This is a genomic window from Delftia sp., assembly GCF_059499305.1.
Window position 1 is genome coordinate 363,409 of record NZ_JCABYI010000004.1, and the last position, 15,264, is coordinate 378,672.

The 15,264-nt window shown below is 68.7% G+C and carries 11 protein-coding genes; 5 read left to right on the forward strand and 6 right to left on the reverse strand.

Annotated features, from left to right (window positions below; translation table 11 throughout):
- Nucleotides 1-110 precede the first annotated feature (110 nt).
- On the forward strand, nt 111-992 hold the full coding sequence (locus AC5I49_RS03490; protein WP_016445906.1) for a LysR family transcriptional regulator: 882 nt from the start codon (nt 111-113) through the stop codon (nt 990-992).
- A 34-nt stretch (nt 993-1,026) separates the two neighbouring features.
- Here AC5I49_RS03490 and AC5I49_RS03495 read toward each other — a convergent pair whose 3' ends face one another.
- Nucleotides 1,027-2,244, reverse strand: coding sequence for an MFS transporter (locus tag AC5I49_RS03495; RefSeq protein ID WP_043791374.1), 1,218 nt, complete (start codon nt 2,242-2,244; stop codon nt 1,027-1,029).
- Between the two features lie 122 nt (nt 2,245-2,366).
- On the opposite strand from AC5I49_RS03495, the gene AC5I49_RS03500 reads away from it, so the two are divergent.
- The gene (locus tag AC5I49_RS03500; RefSeq protein ID WP_026062285.1) at nt 2,367-2,963 is read left to right on the forward strand and encodes a TetR/AcrR family transcriptional regulator; all 597 of its coding nucleotides are present in this window, start codon (nt 2,367-2,369) and stop codon (nt 2,961-2,963) included.
- Between the two features lie 44 nt (nt 2,964-3,007).
- On the opposite strand, the gene AC5I49_RS03505 is transcribed toward AC5I49_RS03500, so the two are convergent.
- The 3 genes from AC5I49_RS03505 to AC5I49_RS03515 are packed head-to-tail and all read right to left on the reverse strand — an operon-like array spanning nt 3,008 to nt 5,978.
- On the reverse strand, nt 3,008-3,868 hold the full coding sequence (locus AC5I49_RS03505) for an isocitrate lyase/PEP mutase family protein (RefSeq protein ID WP_016445909.1): 861 nt from the start codon (nt 3,866-3,868) through the stop codon (nt 3,008-3,010).
- A 44-nt stretch (nt 3,869-3,912) separates the two neighbouring features.
- The gene (locus AC5I49_RS03510; protein ID WP_279492548.1) at nt 3,913-4,923 is read right to left on the reverse strand and encodes a Bug family tripartite tricarboxylate transporter substrate binding protein; all 1,011 of its coding nucleotides are present in this window, start codon (nt 4,921-4,923) and stop codon (nt 3,913-3,915) included.
- A 44-nt stretch (nt 4,924-4,967) separates the two neighbouring features.
- Nucleotides 4,968-5,978 (reverse strand): tripartite tricarboxylate transporter substrate binding protein, encoded by a 1,011-nt coding sequence (locus AC5I49_RS03515; RefSeq protein WP_016445911.1) that lies wholly within the window; start codon nt 5,976-5,978, stop codon nt 4,968-4,970.
- Nucleotides 5,979-6,197: 219 nt separating this feature from the next.
- Here AC5I49_RS03515 and prpR point away from each other — a divergent pair, with 219 nt between their 5' ends.
- Nucleotides 6,198-8,195 (forward strand): propionate catabolism operon regulatory protein PrpR, encoded by a 1,998-nt coding sequence (gene prpR, locus AC5I49_RS03520; protein WP_495788842.1) that lies wholly within the window; start codon nt 6,198-6,200, stop codon nt 8,193-8,195.
- Here prpR and AC5I49_RS03525 read toward each other — a convergent pair whose 3' ends face one another.
- Nucleotides 8,196-9,116 (reverse strand): LysR family transcriptional regulator, encoded by a 921-nt coding sequence (locus AC5I49_RS03525; RefSeq protein ID WP_288896192.1) that lies wholly within the window; start codon nt 9,114-9,116, stop codon nt 8,196-8,198.
- Between the two features lie 67 nt (nt 9,117-9,183).
- Here AC5I49_RS03525 and AC5I49_RS03530 point away from each other — a divergent pair, with 67 nt between their 5' ends.
- Entirely contained in the window at nt 9,184-10,116 is a 933-nt protein-coding gene (locus AC5I49_RS03530; RefSeq protein WP_026062287.1) for a pyridoxal-phosphate dependent enzyme, read from the forward strand.
- A gap of 34 nt (nt 10,117-10,150) precedes the next feature.
- On the opposite strand, the gene prpF is transcribed toward AC5I49_RS03530, so the two are convergent.
- Nucleotides 10,151-11,362 (reverse strand): 2-methylaconitate cis-trans isomerase PrpF, encoded by a 1,212-nt coding sequence (gene prpF / locus AC5I49_RS03535; protein ID WP_043791372.1) that lies wholly within the window; start codon nt 11,360-11,362, stop codon nt 10,151-10,153.
- 656 nt (nt 11,363-12,018) lie between these two features.
- Between prpF and AC5I49_RS03540 the strand changes: the two genes are divergently transcribed.
- Complete coding sequence (locus tag AC5I49_RS03540) at nt 12,019-15,225, forward strand: bifunctional diguanylate cyclase/phosphodiesterase (protein WP_495788843.1); 3,207 nt, start codon at nt 12,019-12,021, stop codon at nt 15,223-15,225.
- Nucleotides 15,226-15,264 lie beyond the last annotated feature (39 nt).

Below are 15,264 nucleotides of genomic sequence, written 5' to 3' on the forward strand. Positions count from 1 at the left end.
GCACCTGTTTGCCCCTGGCCTTGTGGGCCGGAGCTTCCTTTGGATGAAAGCCGCAGTTTCCATCAATAAAATGCTTTATCAAAGTTTGATTCAATCCATAAAATTGATGGATGGAATGGACACTGGACAGACTGAGGCATTTCGTGGCGGTGGCCGAGGCCGGCACCATGACCGAGGCTGCGCGCCGCCTGGGCCGTGCGCAATCGGCCGTGAGCACGGCCATCGGCCTGCTGGAGGCCGATCTGGGGCTGGAGCTGTTCGACCGTGTGGGACGCCATGTGCGGCTCACGGCCGCAGGCGAGGTCATGCTGCTGGAGGCCCGGTCCCTGCTGCACCAGGCCCAGGCCATGGACCACCGCGCACGCGCCCTGGCCGCAGGCGGGCAGGCGCGCCTGGCCGTTGCGCTGGACGAGGCATTGCCCTATGTGCCGCTGGCCCAGCTGTTCAAGGAGCTGGCGGCGCGCTTTCCGGCCATGGAGCTGACCGTGCTGAACGGCACGGCCTCCGAAGTGGCCGAGCATGTGGCGGCGCAGCGTGCCCAGGTCGCCTTCCAGTTCGACCGAGCGCCTGCGCCGGCCACCTGTGCCCAGCGCCATATCGGCAGCGTGCCGCAGACCATTTGCGTGGCCAAGGGCCATGTGCTCGATGGCGCAGAGCCCTTGACGCGCAGGCAGCTGGCCGCGCACCGCCAGTTGCTGATGCACATCGAGGGCGTGGAGGACACCGTGCTCAGTCCCGCCGTCTGGCGCTCCAACAGCTTCTATGTGATTGCCGACATGGTGGCCGACGGCTTGGGCTGGGCCATCCTGCCGGTCAATATTGCCGAGTTCGGCGATCTGCGCCCGCATCTGCGGCAACGCGCCTGCGAGGGGCTGGCGCTGCCGCCGCTGACCGTGCGCATGCTCTGGCTGGAAGGGCTGGCGCCCGGGGTCGAGGCGCTGTGGATGCGCCAGCGCCTGGCCGAGCTGCTGGCCTTGATGGCCACGGCCTGAGCGGTCTGGGCTGGCGCGGGCGTTGGGGCCGTGTTCAGGTGCAGGCAGCGGCTGCGTCTTCGGCAGGCGGGCTCTCTGCTCGTGCCTGGCGTGCGGCCAGCACGCCCAGGGCCCACATGACAGCACCGGCCAGCAGCGCCACCACGAAGGAGATGCGCGCGCCCCACAGGTCGGTGGCCCAGCCGGCGGCGGCCGCGCCCAGGGCCACGCCCATGGCAATGCCGGTCAGCAGCCAGGTCATGCCCTCCGTCAGGCGCTGGGGCGGCACCTGCTGCTCCACCAGGCCCATGGCCACGGTGATGGTCGGGCCGAAGGTAATGCCGGCCAGCAGCACGGCCAGGGTCAGCGTGAACACATTGGTGGCCAGCAGCAGGGGCACGGCCGTGATGCAGACCGAGGCGCCCACCCAGGCGATCTGGCGGTGCAGCGGCGCCTTCAGGCGCAGCGTGCCGAACACCAGTCCCATCACGCAGGAGCCCAGCGCATAGAACGACAGCACGATGCTGGCCGCCGCCGGCTGGCCCTGCTGCGTGGCAAAGGCCACGCTGGCCACGTCGATGGTGCCCACGATGATGCCCTGGGCCAGCATGAACAGCGCCAGCGTGCGCACCACGGGATGGCGGGCCAGCGACTGCTGGCGCGTGCGCCGCTGCGATGTGTCCACGGGTGGCTCTGTACGGCGCTGGGCCACGAACAGCGCCACGCCCACCAGCAGCAGCAAGGAGGCGGCCAGCGGCCCGGCCTCGGGGAACAGCACCATGCTCAGGCCGACCGACAGGGGCGGGCCGACGATGAAGCAGACATCGTCCAGCACGGCCTCCAGCGCATAGGCCGTCTGCAGTTGTGGCGTGCCGCGCAGCAGCACGGTCCAGCGCGCACGCACCATGGCCGGCATGCTGGGCAGGGCACCCACCAGCGCTGCCAGCACCAGCAGCAGCCACTCCGGTCCCTGCCAATGCGCGCAGGCCAGCAGCGCAAACATGGCGGCAGCACTCACGGCCGCTGCCCAGGGCAGGACCTTGCGCTGGCCATGGCGGTCCACCAGGGCCGAGATGCGGGGCGCCAGCACCGCGATGGACAGCGCAAAGCAGGCGGCGACCGCGCCGGCCAGCGTGTAGGCGCCGCGCTGCTGGGACAGCATGGTGATCAGGCCGATACCCGTCATGGAAAGGGGCAGGCGGGCCAGGAGACCGGCCAGCACAAAGGCGGCCGTGCCGGGCCGGGAGAACAGCTGGCGGTAGGCGTGGAACATGGAAACCTCGGAAGACGGACAGGCCGCTGCAATCACATACGCGGCGTATGTCAGCGATTCTACGGGTTGCCCATGACGCGCCGTATCATTGGCATACGTTTTGTATGTGAATGGAGTGCGCCATGCGCAAAAGCCGGGCCAGCATGATCGAGGAGACACGCGCCAAGCTCATCGAGGCTGCGCGCGAGGCCTTTGGCAGCCAGGGCTATGCCCAGGCCTCCATGGACGAACTGACGGCCAAGGCCGGCCTGACGCGCGGCGCGCTGTACCACCATTTCGGCGGCAAGCCGGGCCTGCTGGCCGCCGTGGTGGCGCAGATGGATGCCGAGATGGACGCACGCCTTGAGCAGGTGCTGGCCGACCATGCAGATCCCTGGGAGGGGTTCCTGGCCTACTGCCGTGCCTACCTGGCCATGGCGCAGGAGGGCGAGATACGCCGCATCGTGCTGCAGGATGCGCGCGCCGTGCTGACGGGCACGGACCAGGGCGAGCAGCACCGTGCCTGCATCGCCTTCGTGGCCGGCTACCTGGAGCAGCTCATGGAGCGCGGCGTGATCGTGCGTGCCAATCCGCTGGCCATGTCGCGCCTGCTCAATGGCTGCCTGGTGGAGTCGGCATTCTGGATTGCCGAGGAAGGGGCGCCCCCCGAACGCCTGCAGCAGGCGCTGCAGGCGCTGGAGTTGACGCTCAAGGGGTGGAAGGCGCCTGCGAGGGGCTGAGCGGCGCTGCGCCAGCCCGCCCTCGCTCGAACTTCACTCGTGCTTCACTCGTACTTCTTTTCCAGCGCATCCCAGAACGGCTTGTTGACCAGGCGCTGGCGCTCGGCAAAGGGGGCGACCACGGCGGGGTTCTCGTCCACCCTGCGCTCGTTGCGCAGCTGGCCCAGCGCCTTTTGCATGCCGGCCACGGCGCCTTGCAGCGCGGCATTGGCATACAGCACCAGGCCATAGCCCAGGTCTGCCAGCTCGCCCGCGTCGGTGATGGGCGTCTTGCCTCCGATCACCATGTTCATCAGCTGCGGCGTGGACAGGCGCTGGGGCAGGGCGCGGATTTCTTCGGCCTGGGTCACGGCCTCCACGAAGAGGATGTCGGCTCCCGCCTCGGCAAAGCGCTGGGCGCGCTCGACGGCAGCCTCGAAGCCCTGCGTGGCGCAGGCATCGGTGCGCGCCATGATCAGCGTGCCCTGGTCGCGGCGCGCGTCCACGGCGGCCTTGATCTTGCCCAGCATTTCCTCGGTGGAAATCACTTCCTTGCCATTGAAATGGCCGCAGCGCTTGGGGCTGATCTGGTCCTCGATCTGGATGCAGTCGGCGCCCGCGCGCTCCAGCGTGCGCACCGCATGGTAGGTGTTGAGCGCGTTGCCGAAGCCGGTGTCGGCATCGACGATCAGCGGCAGATCCACGGCGTCGCGGATGCGGGCCGTGTGGTCGGCGATGTCGGTCAGGCCCATGAAGGCCTGGTCGGGCAGGCCGAACCACATATTGGTCACGCCAGCGCCGGTCACATAGATGGCCTCGAAGCCGAGATCGGCCACGACGCGCGCGGACAGTGCGTTGAATGCGCCGGGCACGAGCACGCCGCGGCGCGCTTCGGCCAGGGCCTTGAGTTGTTGCTTGGTGTTCATGGAGGGTTCTGTCGGATGGGAAAAAGCGATGCGCGGGCTGGCGCTCAGTCCAGCGTGATGTTGGCGTTCTTGATCACCGGGCCCCACTTGGCGCGCTCGGCCTCGATGAACTTTCCGTAGGCCTGGGGCGTGCCGCCCATGACCATGCCGCCCGTGTTCTCGATCATGGCGCGCACCTCCGCGTCCTTGAGGGCCTCGTTCACGGCCTTGTTCAGGCGCTCGATCACGGCCGGCGGCGTGCTGGCCGGCGCGATCATGCCCAGCCAGTTGTATGACTCGAAGCCCTTGATGCCCGCCTCATCCAACGTGGGCACGCCGGGCAGCACCTTCAGTCGCTGCTTGCTGGACACGGCCAGCGCCTTGACCTTGTCGCCCTGGATGGCGGGCAGGGCCGCATAGCCCATCTCGAACATGAAGGCCAGGTGGCCGCCCATCAGGTCGGTGGCCGCCAGCGCGCCGCCCTTGTAGGGCACATGGACCATTTCCGTGCGCGTCTGGAAGGCCAGCAGCTCGCCCGACAGGTGGTGGGCACCGCCCACGCCCGACGATCCATAGGTCAGCGTGCCGGGCTTGGCCTTGGCTGCCGCGACCAGTTCGGCCACGGTCTTGAACGGCTGGTTGGGCGCCGTGGTCAGGATCAGCGGCGCCTCTTCGATCAGGATGATGGGCTGCAGGTCGCGTGCGGCGTTGTAGGGCAGCTTTTTCATCAGCATGGGATTGGTCACCAGCGGACCCGGCGAGCCGAAGCCGAAGGTATGGCCGTCCGTGGCCTTGGCGATGGCATCCGTGCCCGTCACGCCGCCCGCGCCGCCGCGGTTGTCGATCACGATGGGCTGGCCCAGGCTCTGGCCTATCTTGTCGGCGATCTTTCGGGCCCGCGTATCGGCAAAGCCGCCAGCCGCATAGGGCACGATGAGCTTGATGGGGCGCGAGGGCCAGGCATCTGCGCCCTGGGCCACGGCGCTGGCGGGGGCAGCGAGCAGGGCGGCAGCGGTGGCGATGGCGCTGAGGGCCAGGCCCATGCCCAGGCGGAGGGTGTTGCGGCGGGTATTCATGGTGTCTTGTCTCGGTTGGGATCGGTGGTGATGGCGCAAGCGGTTCACTTTTCCTGCATGTTCGCGGCCTTGACGATCTCGCCCAGGCGCTTGCGTTCGGCGTCTGTGAACTTCACGAACTCGGCGCGCGTGCCGCCGATGGGCTCGATGCCCAGGCCCTTGAGCTTTTCCACCGTGGCCGGCTCCTTCATGGCCTTGTCCACGGCGGCGGCCAGCTTGTCCAGGATGGCGGGCGGCGTCCCCTTGGGCGCATGGATGCCGGCCCAGTGCGCGATCTGCAGCTCGGCAAAGCCCTGCTCCACGGCGGTGGACAGCTGCGGATAGGCCGAGATGCGCTGCGTCCAGGTGGTGGCCAGGGCCTTGAACTTGCCTTCGTTGAGGATGTGGGGCAGGGCGATGATGCTGGCCTCCGACGTGCCCTCCACCTGCCCGCCCAGCACGGCCGTCGTGCTCTCCGACCCGCTCTTGTAGGGCACGGGCTGCAGCTGGGCGCCGTACTTCACGTTCAGCATCTCGGCCACGAAATGCGGCGTGCTGCCCGTGCCGGCCGTGGCGAAATTGAAGCCCTGGCCCTTCTTCGATGCCTCGACGAAATCGCGCAGGTTCTGGTAGGGCGCGTTCTTGGGAACCACGATCACGGACGGCGCCAGGCCGATCATGGCCACCGGAACCAGCGCATCGTCCTTGAACGGCATGGTCTTCTTGATCATGCTGTTGGAGATCACGCCAGCCGCGCTCACCAGCAGGGTGTAGCCGTCGGGCTGGGCCTTGGCCACGATGTCGGCGCCCACCGTGCCTCCCGCACCCGCGCGGTTGTCGACCACCACGGGCTGGCCCAGGATCCTGGACGCGCCTTCGGCAGCCGAGCGTGCCATCAGGTCATTGGCGCCGCCTGCCGAGAACGGCACCACCAGGCGAATGGGGCGGGTGGGCCAGGCATCGGCGGCGCCGGCAGCCCGTGCAGCGAAGGAGCAGGTCACGCCGGCCAGCGGCAGCGCGGCGGCAAGCAGGGTGGCCAGGGCGGTGCGGCGGGGCAGGCGGGATGGCTGGTTCATGGGGTCTCCTGGAAATGCTTGAAATGATTGAAACGCCTGCCCTGTTTGCAAGTGGCATGCCACCGGATCAAAGGGTAAACCCTTGATATCGCAAGTTGTTGATGTGAATGGGTTTTGTGATTCTTGAAAAGCCTGCTCTGCAGGCATTCACCGATTTGCCCGGTGCGGTGTTGCATGAATGAAATAATCGGTTGCATGAATGAATCAGTTGTGCCTTCCATGCATGCAACCCCTGCCGGCCCCCGCGCAGCCTGGCCGCGCGTCGTCACTGTGGGCCGCCACCGCATCGGCCGCGTGCTGGAGCGCATGTCGCTGGCCGTGGGCGATCAGGTGCGTGTGGAGCATGTCAGCGCGGCCTTTGACGATGCCGTGCAGGCCGTGCGTGCGCTGCAGGCAGTCGAGCCCATAGACGCCCTGGTGGCCGCAGGGGCCAGCGGCGCCTGGGTGCGCGAGCGGGTCGATATCCCCGTCGTCATGATCGAGGTGCGGGGGTTCGATCTGCTGCAGGCGCTGGCCAGCGCACGTGCACTGGCCCAGTCCGGCGGCACGCCGCGCATCGGGCTGGTGTCGTTCGACCATCCCTCGCCGCATCTGGCCCAGTTCGACGCGCTGTTCGGCGCCGGCATTGCGCAGTTCAGCTACCACGGACCCGAAGATGCCCAGGCCTGCGTGCGTGCGCTGCAGGCCGCCGGCGTGGGCGCCGTCGTCGCGCCCGGCCTGGTGGCCGACCTGGCCGAGCAGGCCGGCATTCCCAGCGTGCTGCTGTACTCCGATGGCGCCGTGCTGCAGGCCCTGCGTGATGCCGTGCTGCTGGCCCGCCACCGCCATGCCGAGCGCGCCCGCCACCAGCGGCTGGAAACCGTGCTCGGCCAGTTGCAGGACGGCGTGGTCGCCGTGGACACGCAAGGCCGCATCCAGGCCCTGAACCCCACCATGGCCGCGCTGCTGGGCGCGCCCGCCAATGCGCTGCATGGCCGGCTGCTGGACGAGGTGGCACCCGCGCTGGCACTGGCACAGGCGCTGCAGTCGCAGTCCCTGGAGCCCGAAGGCAGTGAAGACGTGGTCCAGCTGGCCATGCGCACCCTGGTGGTACGGCGCGCGCCCATCGTGGAAAACGGCCAGCTCACGGGCGCCTTGCTGGTCTGCCGCGACCCCGCCACCATCCAGCGCGCCGACCGCCACCTGCGCGCCAACCGCAGCCTGCGCGGCGCGGGCGTGCGCTGGCGCATCGAAGACTACGCGGGCGACAGCGGGCCCGCCCAGCGCGTGCGCCGCCTGGCGCGCCAGTTCGCGGCCAGCGATGCCACCGTGCTCATCCAGGGCGACAGCGGCACGGGCAAGGAGTTGCTGGCCCAGGGCATGCACCGCGCCAGCCGGCGCGCCGCCCAGCCCTTTCTGGCCGTCAACTGCGCGGCCCTGGGGGAAAGCCTGCTGGAGAGCGAACTCTTCGGCTACGACGAAGGCGCTTTCACCGGCGCGCGGCGCGGCGGCAAGACCGGGCTGATCGAGGCGGCCCATACGGGCACCTTGTTCCTGGACGAGATCGGCGACATGCCGCTGGCCCTGCAGTCCCGCCTGCTGCGCGTGCTGCAGGAGCGCGAAGTGCTGCGCGTGGGCTCCACCACGCCCGTGCCGGTGGACCTGCGCGTCATCGCCGCCACGCACGCCGATCTGGCGGCCCTGGTCGAGTGCGGTGAATTCCGGCGTGACCTGTTCTACCGCCTGGCCGTGCTGCGCCTGTCCATGCCCGGACTGCACGAACGCGGCCCGGCCGATGTCCAGGCCCTGGCCCGCGCCATGCTGGCGCGGCGCCTGCGCACGCAGTCGCTGCAGGCGGAAGGGCCATCGCTGGAGCCCTTGCTGGCGGCCTTGCTGGAGCTGGCATCCGGCCACCGCTGGCCCGGCAATGCGCGAGAGCTGGACAACTGGGTGGAACGCCTGCTGGCCTGCCGCCACGACCTGCGCGACAGCGCGGGCCGCGTGGACATGGGCCGCTTGCGGGAGCTGTTTCCTGAATGCGGCGGGGCTGGGCAGGGTACCGTTCAGGCCCTGCCAGCGCAGCAGCGGCAACTGCAACTGCGCGAGGCCCGGCGCGATGCCGAGCGCCAGCGCATGCGCGAAGTGCTGGAGCAGGTACAGGGCGACCAGCGCCGCGCCTGCGAGATCCTGGGCATCAGCCGGGCCACGTTGTGGCGCAGGCTCAAGGCGCCGGACTGATCAGGGTGCATGGCCACCCAGCCGCTCGGCCAGGAAATCCATCAGCACGCGCAGCTTCAGTGGCAGATGTCTGGTGGGCGGGTGAAGAATCCACAGCTGGCCGCTGTAGTTGGGCAGGAAGCTCCAGTCCGGCAGCACCTGCACGATGCGCCCGTCCGCCAGGGCCTGCCGTGCCGTGAAGCGGGGCAGGCTGGCGATGCCGATGTGCTGCAGCACGGCGTCCAGCCGCACACCGGTGTGGTTGGCGGCATAGCGCCCGCGCACGGCCACGGTGACGGTCTTGCCGCGGCCGCGCAGCTTCCAGTGCGCGTCGCCGGGCTCCTCCCCCAGGTAGATGCAGCTGTGGGCCTTGAGCTCCAGCGGATGCACGGGCGTGCCGTGCCGGGCCAGGTACTGGGGCGAGGCGCACAGCAGATGGTCGATGTCCATCAGGTGGCGGCCCATGAGGCCTGGCGGCGGGTGGTTGGTGATGCGTATGGCCAGGTCCACGGGGTCATCGATCAGGTCCATGTAGCGGTCTTCCAGCCGCATTTGCACGTCGACCTCGGGATACAGGGCCAGGAAGTCGGGCATGTGGGGATGGACCACGGTATGGCCCACGGCCTTGGGCACGCTGATGCGCACCAGGCCGCGCGGCTGCGCGTCCTGAAGCAGGGATGCAGCCATGACGGCCTGCGCGGCGCCCACCATGTCCAGGCAGCGCGCATGCACTTCGCGGCCGGCCTCGCTCAGGCGCAGCTTGCGCGTGGTGCGTTCCAGCAGGCGCAGGCCCAGCGCCTTTTCCAGCCGCGCCACGCCCCGGCTGGTGGCCGATGGCGTGCTGCCCAGCTGGCGCGCGGCCTCGGAGAAGCTGCCCGTGTCCACCACCTTGACGAAGATGGCCATTTCCCCGAACAGGGGCAGGGCTTGATTTGTGCTCATGGCGCAAAGAATATTTGGAATACCGGGGGATTATCGCGATGGCAGCCCGGTTCTACACTGCCGCTCCATGCCTTTGCACACCTCCACTCCCCTCATCGAATCCCATGCCCTGGGGCAGGCCAGCGGCCAGAACATCTGGCTCAAGCTGGACGCGCTGCAGCCTTGCGGATCATTCAAGCTGCGCGGCATAGGCCATGCCTGCGAGACCCTGGCGGGCCAGGGCAAGAAGCGCTTTGTGGCCTCGTCGGGCGGCAATGCCGGCATTGCCGTGGCCTATGCGGGACGGCAGCTGTCGATGCCCGTCACCGTGGTCGTTCCCCAGACCACGACCGAGCATGCACGGGCATTGATCCGCGCCCAGGGCGCCGAGCTGATCGTGCATGGCTCCGTCTGGGACGAGGCCAATGCGCTGGCCCAGTCCCTGCTGGGTGCCGACGATGCCTTTGTCCACCCGTTTGACGATCCGCTGCTGTGGGCCGGGCATTCCACCCTCGTCGACGAACTGGCCGCTGCCGGCTTCAAGCCCGACGCCGTGGTGCTGGCCGTGGGCGGCGGCGGCCTGCTGGCCGGCGTGGTGCAGGGCCTGGAGCGCCATGGCTGGACCGATGTGCCCGTGATCGCGGCGGAGACGGCCGGCGCCGATTCTCTGGCGCAGTCCCTGGCCCAGGGCCGCCGCGTACTGCTGGACCGCATCACCAGCGTGGCTACTTCGCTGGGCGCGCGCCAGGTCTGCCAGAGAGCCTTCGATCTGGCGCAGGTGCACCCCGTGCGAAGCGCCGTGGTGACGGATGCGCAGGCGCTGCAGGCCTGCCTGCGCTTCATTGACGACCATCGCCTGCATGTGGAGCCGGCCTGTGGCGCCGCGCTGGCCCTGGCCTACGGGCGCGCTCCTGCGTTGCAAGGCTTCCAGCGCGTGCTGGTGGTGGCCTGTGGCGGCACGACGAACACGCTGGAGCAGCTCCAGGCGTGGCGTGGGGCGGCGCTGGCAGCCGAGGCGTGAGCACGGCTGCGGCCTGAAGACCCGGCCCGCGCATTCATGCGGCGTTCAACACCTCGCCGGGGACCCTGATCCAGCCTTCCATCAGGATGCGTGCGCTGCGGCTCATCAGGGCCTTGGTCACCTGCCACTGGCCGTTCACCAAACGGGCCTCGGCGCCCACGCGCAGCGTTCCGGAGGGGTGGCCAAAGCGCACGGCGCTGCGCTCGCCGCCGCCTGCCGCCAGATTCACCAGCGTGCCCGGCACGGCCGCTGCGGTGCCGATGGCCACGGCAGCCGTGCCCATCATGGCGTGGTGCAGCTTGCCCATGGACAGGGCGCGCACCAGCAGGTCCACGTCACCCGATTCAATGCGCTTGCCGCTGGATGCCGTGTAGGCGGCCGGTGGCGCCACAAAGGCGATCTTTGGCGTGTGCTGCCGTCTGGCGGCCTCGGCCAGGTCCTTGATCAGCCCCATCTGCAGCGCGCCGTGGGCGCGTATGGCCTCGAAGCGGGCCAGGGCCTCGTCGTCCGTGTTGATGGCGTCCTGCAGCTCGCAGCCCGTGTAGCCCAGGTCCTGGGCGTTCAGGAAGATGGTCGGAATGCCCGCATTGATCAGCGTGGCCGCCAGACTGCCCACGCCGGGCACGTCCAGCCGGTCCACGAGGTGGCCTGTCGGGAACATGGCTCCGCCATCGTCTCCTTCATCGGCGGGATCCAGGAACTCCAGCGCCACTTCGGCGGCCGGGAAGGTCACGCCATCGAGCTCGAAGGAGCCGGTCTCCTGGACCTGGCCTTGCGTGATGGGCACATGGGCCACGATGGTCTTGGCGATGTTGGCCTGCCAGATGCGGATGGTGACCGTGCCGTTGCGAGGAATGCGCGCGGGATCTATCAGTCCCATGTGGATGGCGCAGGGCCCCACGGCGGCCGAGAGGTTGCCGCAGTTGCCGCTCCAGTCCACAAACGGCTGGTCGATGGCGACCTGGCCAAACAGATAGTCCACGTCATGGCCTTCCCGCGTACTGGGAGCCAGGATCACGGCCTTGCTGGTGCTGGACGATGCATTGCCCATGCCGTCGATCTGCTTGCCGTACGGGTCGGGGCTGCCCAGGGCGCGCAACAGGATGGCGTCGCGCACGGGTCCGGGGTGCCGGGCCGCCTCGGGCAGATCCTGCAGGCGAAAGAACACGCCCTTGCTGGTGCCGCCGCGCAGGTAGGTGGCAGGGATGCGCAACTGGGGAAGAAAGGTTTCGGGGATCGCGCCCATCTCAGGCCTCCTGTGCTGTTGTTCGTATCTGTGTCTGTTCTTGCGGTCTGCCGATCGCCGGAGCGCGCAGCCTCTGGCGGCGGTTGATGCACATGGACGGTGTCCCCTGCGGTGTCAGGCGATGGCAGTAGGCCAGGTTTGTTGCAAGCGCCATGCCATCCGCATCAAGGGAAAACCCGTGCAAGCCTTGCAGCGCGCCAGCACAGGGCGTGTGCACTGCGGTGCTGGCTGCCGCCGCAACATTCGTTTCACTGCCGTTTCAAAATTGCTGCTTTTGATTTCATGGATGAGGGAGCGTGCAACGGTTCGGTCCCCCAGTCCCACGCCGGCCTGCGGAGCTCTCTAGGGTTTGCCCGGGCCAGCCTTCAGCAAGTGTGCTTGCAGACGATAGAGGAAGGGTGTTTGTAGGATTTGTCTTATCCATGGTTCGCCTGCCGCGTGCCGAAATCCATTTATCCTCGCGCTCTGCTCCATATGGCCTGTACTGCCCTTTCCGGTGAACCTGCCATGGGGCTGGCAACGAGCGGTTCCGTGCTCCTGGACCGATTTCCCGTGACCGCCTATTCCGCCTTAGCCGCTCCATGTCAGTTTTTGCCCAGCGCACGCTTGTAGCCATCCGGGCCGCCTGGCCAGCCGCAACCGTCATGGCGGTGGGCATGTGCCTGAGCGCTGTGCTTGCCTTGCAGCAGCAGCGGGCGCTGGAGCGTATCGACCTGCAGCGCCATACCCAGCAGGCCCAGTCGGCCCGCCAGGCGCTGGAGATGCGCCTGGATGCCTACGCGGTCATGGTCCAGCATGTGGCCAACCAGCTGGCCGCCTCTCCCGAGATGGGGCAATCGGCCTTCGCGCGCATGGCGCAGGCGCTGCGCATACAGGCGCAGCCGGGCATGCAGGCGCTGTCCTTTACACGGGCCGCAACGCAGCGCGGTCTGCCCGGCCAGGATCAGGCCTTCACCGCTCGGCCCGGGCCGCACTATTTCTTCATCGACTATCTCTGGCCGCTGGAGGGCAACGAGTCCATTGCCGGCCTGGACATGCACGACCGCCCCAGCCTCATGGCCAGCATGGTGCGCAGCCGCGACAGCGCGGCCGCCGTGGTCTCGGCACCGTTTGCGCTGAAGCAGCCCGGCGAGCATGCCACCGCCGTGCTGGTGCGCGCGCCTGTCTTTGCGCTTGTGGACCACCAGTCCCCGGACGGGGAGGCCGCGCAGCCGCTGTTTCTGGGGACTGCCGACGTCAGCGTGCGCGTGCACGACCTGGTGCAGGATCTGCATGAACGCGGCTTTCTGCGCCGGCTTGCGCTGGCCATGCATGACGCAGGCCCGACCTCGCCCCTGCCGCCGGCCGGCATATCGCCGCTGCCGCTGTACCTGGGCGCGGCCTGGCCGGAGCGCGGGCAGGAGGCGGCCGGCATGGGCGACACCGGCCAGGTGGTGCTGGAGCAGACGCTGCAGGCCCAGGACCGGCTGTGGCGGTTGAACTTCATTCCCATGGGGACGGCCCTGTCCTGGACCGAGCGTGTCCAGCCCCTGGTTCTTTTCGCGCTGGGCATGCTCGTGTCGGCCCTGCTGGCGTCGCTGGCGGCGGCCTGGTGGCGGCGCCATCCTTCCAGCTGGGCCCAGCTGCGCGCCTCCTCCCGCAGCATGCGCGAGAGCGATGCCCGCTTTCAGGCCCTGTTCGAGCAGGCTGCCGTGGGCGTGGTGCAGGTCGATGCGGCCAGCGGCAACGTCCTGCATGTGAACCGCAGGTACTGCGACATTACGGGCCATGAGGCGCAGCAGCTGTGCCAGCGGCCCCTGCTGGCCCTGTTGGCGGCCGAAACCCTGGAGGGCGACCGGGTGCTGCTGCAGGAGCTGACGGCGGGCCAGCGCGGGGCGCTGCAGATCGAGCGGCAGCTGCGGCGCCGCGACGGCACCCTGGTCTGGGTGGAGCTGCATATCTCCGCGCTGGGCCATGGCCCGTCCCGGCGGCTGATGGCGCTGGTGCAGGACATCAGCGCGCGGCGCCACCTGCAGCAGATGCAGCGCGATGGATCGCGCCATCTGCGCATGGTCATCCAGCGCCTGCCTCTGGGCCTGGCCATGCTTCAGGACGACGGCCGCTTCGCCTACTGGAACGAGGAATTCATGCGCCTGGCGGGCCACGGTGCCACGGCCGGCATGGATGGTGATGGCTGGTGGTGCAACATGTGTCCCGATGAAGCCCGCCGCCTGCGCATGCAGCGCCGCTTCGAGGCCGCGCAGGCGAGGGCGCGCGTGGCACAGAGCCTGCACAGCGGCGAGTCCGACAGCTGCGGCACCCTCAACTGCGAGGAATACCAGCTCATGGGCAGCGATGGCCGCACGCGTTCCGTATCGATAGGCGGCATGCTGCTGGACGAAGGCTGCCTGCTGATCCTGCAGGACCAGAGCCAGCGCAAGACCGCCGAAGAGGAAATCCGCCGCCTGGCCTTCCACGACGCGCTCACCGGCCTGCCCAACCGCCGCCTGCTGGTGGACCGGTTGCAGCAGGCGCTGGCCTCCAGCCGCCGGCGCGGGCGCTGCGGCGCCGTCATGCTGCTGGACGTGGACAACTTCAAGGCCTTCAACGACAGCCTGGGGCTGGAGCTTGGCGATGTGCTGCTGCGCATGATTGCCGAGCGCCTGGCGCAGTCCCTGGGGCCCGAGGCCACGCTGGCCCGCCACAGCGGCGATGACTTCGTCGTGCTGCTGGAGGACCTGGGCAAGGACTCCATGCATGCGGCCTCGCAGCTGGAAGGCGAGGTCCAGCGCATGCGTTCGCTGCTGCAGCAGCCGCTGCAGTTGGCAGGCCAGTCCTGCCACATCACGATGAGCATTGGCGCCAGCCTGTTCGGCGAGCAGGAACTGAGCGCCGACGAGGTGCTGCGCCGCGCCGAAATGGCCATGTACCAGGCCAAGGGCATGGGGCGCAATACGCTGCAATTCTTCGATCCGCAGTTGCAGGCCGTGCTGCGCTCTCGCACGGCCATGGAGCAGGAAATGCGCGAGGGCCTGGTGCGCAGCCAGTTCGTCCTGTACTACCAGCCGCAGATGGCGCACGGACGCATCGTGGGCGCCGAAGGCCTGCTGCGCTGGAACCACCCGCGCGAAGGGCTGGTGCCGCCCTCGCTCTTCGTCTCGCTGGCCGAGGAGACCGGCCTGATCCAGCAACTGGGCGAATGGGTGCTGGGCGAGGCCTGCAGGCAGCTGGCGCAATGGGCGGCGGACCCCGAAATGGCCTGCATGGTGCTGGCCGTCAACGTCAGCCCGCGCCAGTTCCACCAGGCGCGCTTCGTGGAGCAGGTGCTGCAGGCGCTCAAGGAGCACGGCGCCAACCCGCGCCTGCTCAAGCTGGAGCTGACCGAAAGCCTGCTGCTGGCCGACGTGGACGACACGGCCGCCAAGATGGCCACGCTCAAGGCCCACGGTGTCGGCTTCTCGCTGGATGACTTCGGCACAGGCTATTCCTCGCTGGCCTATCTCAAGCGCCTGCCGCTGGACCAGCTCAAGATCGACCGCAGCTTCGTGCGCGACGTGCTCAGCGACCCCAACGACGCGGCCATTGCGCGCACCATCGTCGCCCTGGGCACCAGCCTGGGACTGCAGGTCATTGCCGAAGGCGTGGAAACCGAGGCGCAGCGCCAATTCCTCGAAGACCAGAGCTGCCACGTCTGGCAGGGCTACCTGCTCAGCCCGCCCGTGCCCGTGCGCAGCTTCGAGGCCCTGGTGCGCGAGGCCGCCCCCGCGCAGCGCCCCCCGGCCTTGAGCCCCGCATGCCTGACCCAGCCGGCGCAACACCGGCCCGAAGTGGCGGAATGCACGGACGCCAGCACGGGGCCAGAGGTCCCTTCAAACCATTCTTGACATTCGCAGCGGCCCCGCCCGGGCCGCTTTCCATTCTTG

Excerpts from the sequence above, each read along its gene's own strand:
- AC5I49_RS03490 (WP_016445906.1), top strand. The coding sequence starts at position 111 with ATGGAATGGACACTGGACAGACTGAGGCATTTCGTGGCGGTGGCCGAG.
- AC5I49_RS03495 (WP_043791374.1), bottom strand. The coding sequence starts at position 2,244 with ATGTTCCACGCCTACCGCCAGCTGTTCTCCCGGCCCGGCACGGCCGCC.
- AC5I49_RS03500 (WP_026062285.1), top strand. The coding sequence starts at position 2,367 with ATGCGCAAAAGCCGGGCCAGCATGATCGAGGAGACACGCGCCAAGCTC.
- AC5I49_RS03505 (WP_016445909.1), bottom strand. The coding sequence starts at position 3,868 with ATGAACACCAAGCAACAACTCAAGGCCCTGGCCGAAGCGCGCCGCGGC.
- AC5I49_RS03510 (WP_279492548.1), bottom strand. The coding sequence starts at position 4,923 with ATGAATACCCGCCGCAACACCCTCCGCCTGGGCATGGGCCTGGCCCTC.
- AC5I49_RS03515 (WP_016445911.1), bottom strand. The coding sequence starts at position 5,978 with ATGAACCAGCCATCCCGCCTGCCCCGCCGCACCGCCCTGGCCACCCTG.
- prpR (WP_495788842.1), top strand. The coding sequence starts at position 6,198 with ATGCATGCAACCCCTGCCGGCCCCCGCGCAGCCTGGCCGCGCGTCGTC.
- AC5I49_RS03525 (WP_288896192.1), bottom strand. The coding sequence starts at position 9,116 with ATGAGCACAAATCAAGCCCTGCCCCTGTTCGGGGAAATGGCCATCTTC.
- AC5I49_RS03530 (WP_026062287.1), top strand. The coding sequence starts at position 9,184 with ATGCCTTTGCACACCTCCACTCCCCTCATCGAATCCCATGCCCTGGGG.
- prpF (WP_043791372.1), bottom strand. The coding sequence starts at position 11,362 with ATGGGCGCGATCCCCGAAACCTTTCTTCCCCAGTTGCGCATCCCTGCC.
- AC5I49_RS03540 (WP_495788843.1), top strand. The coding sequence starts at position 12,019 with ATGTGCCTGAGCGCTGTGCTTGCCTTGCAGCAGCAGCGGGCGCTGGAG.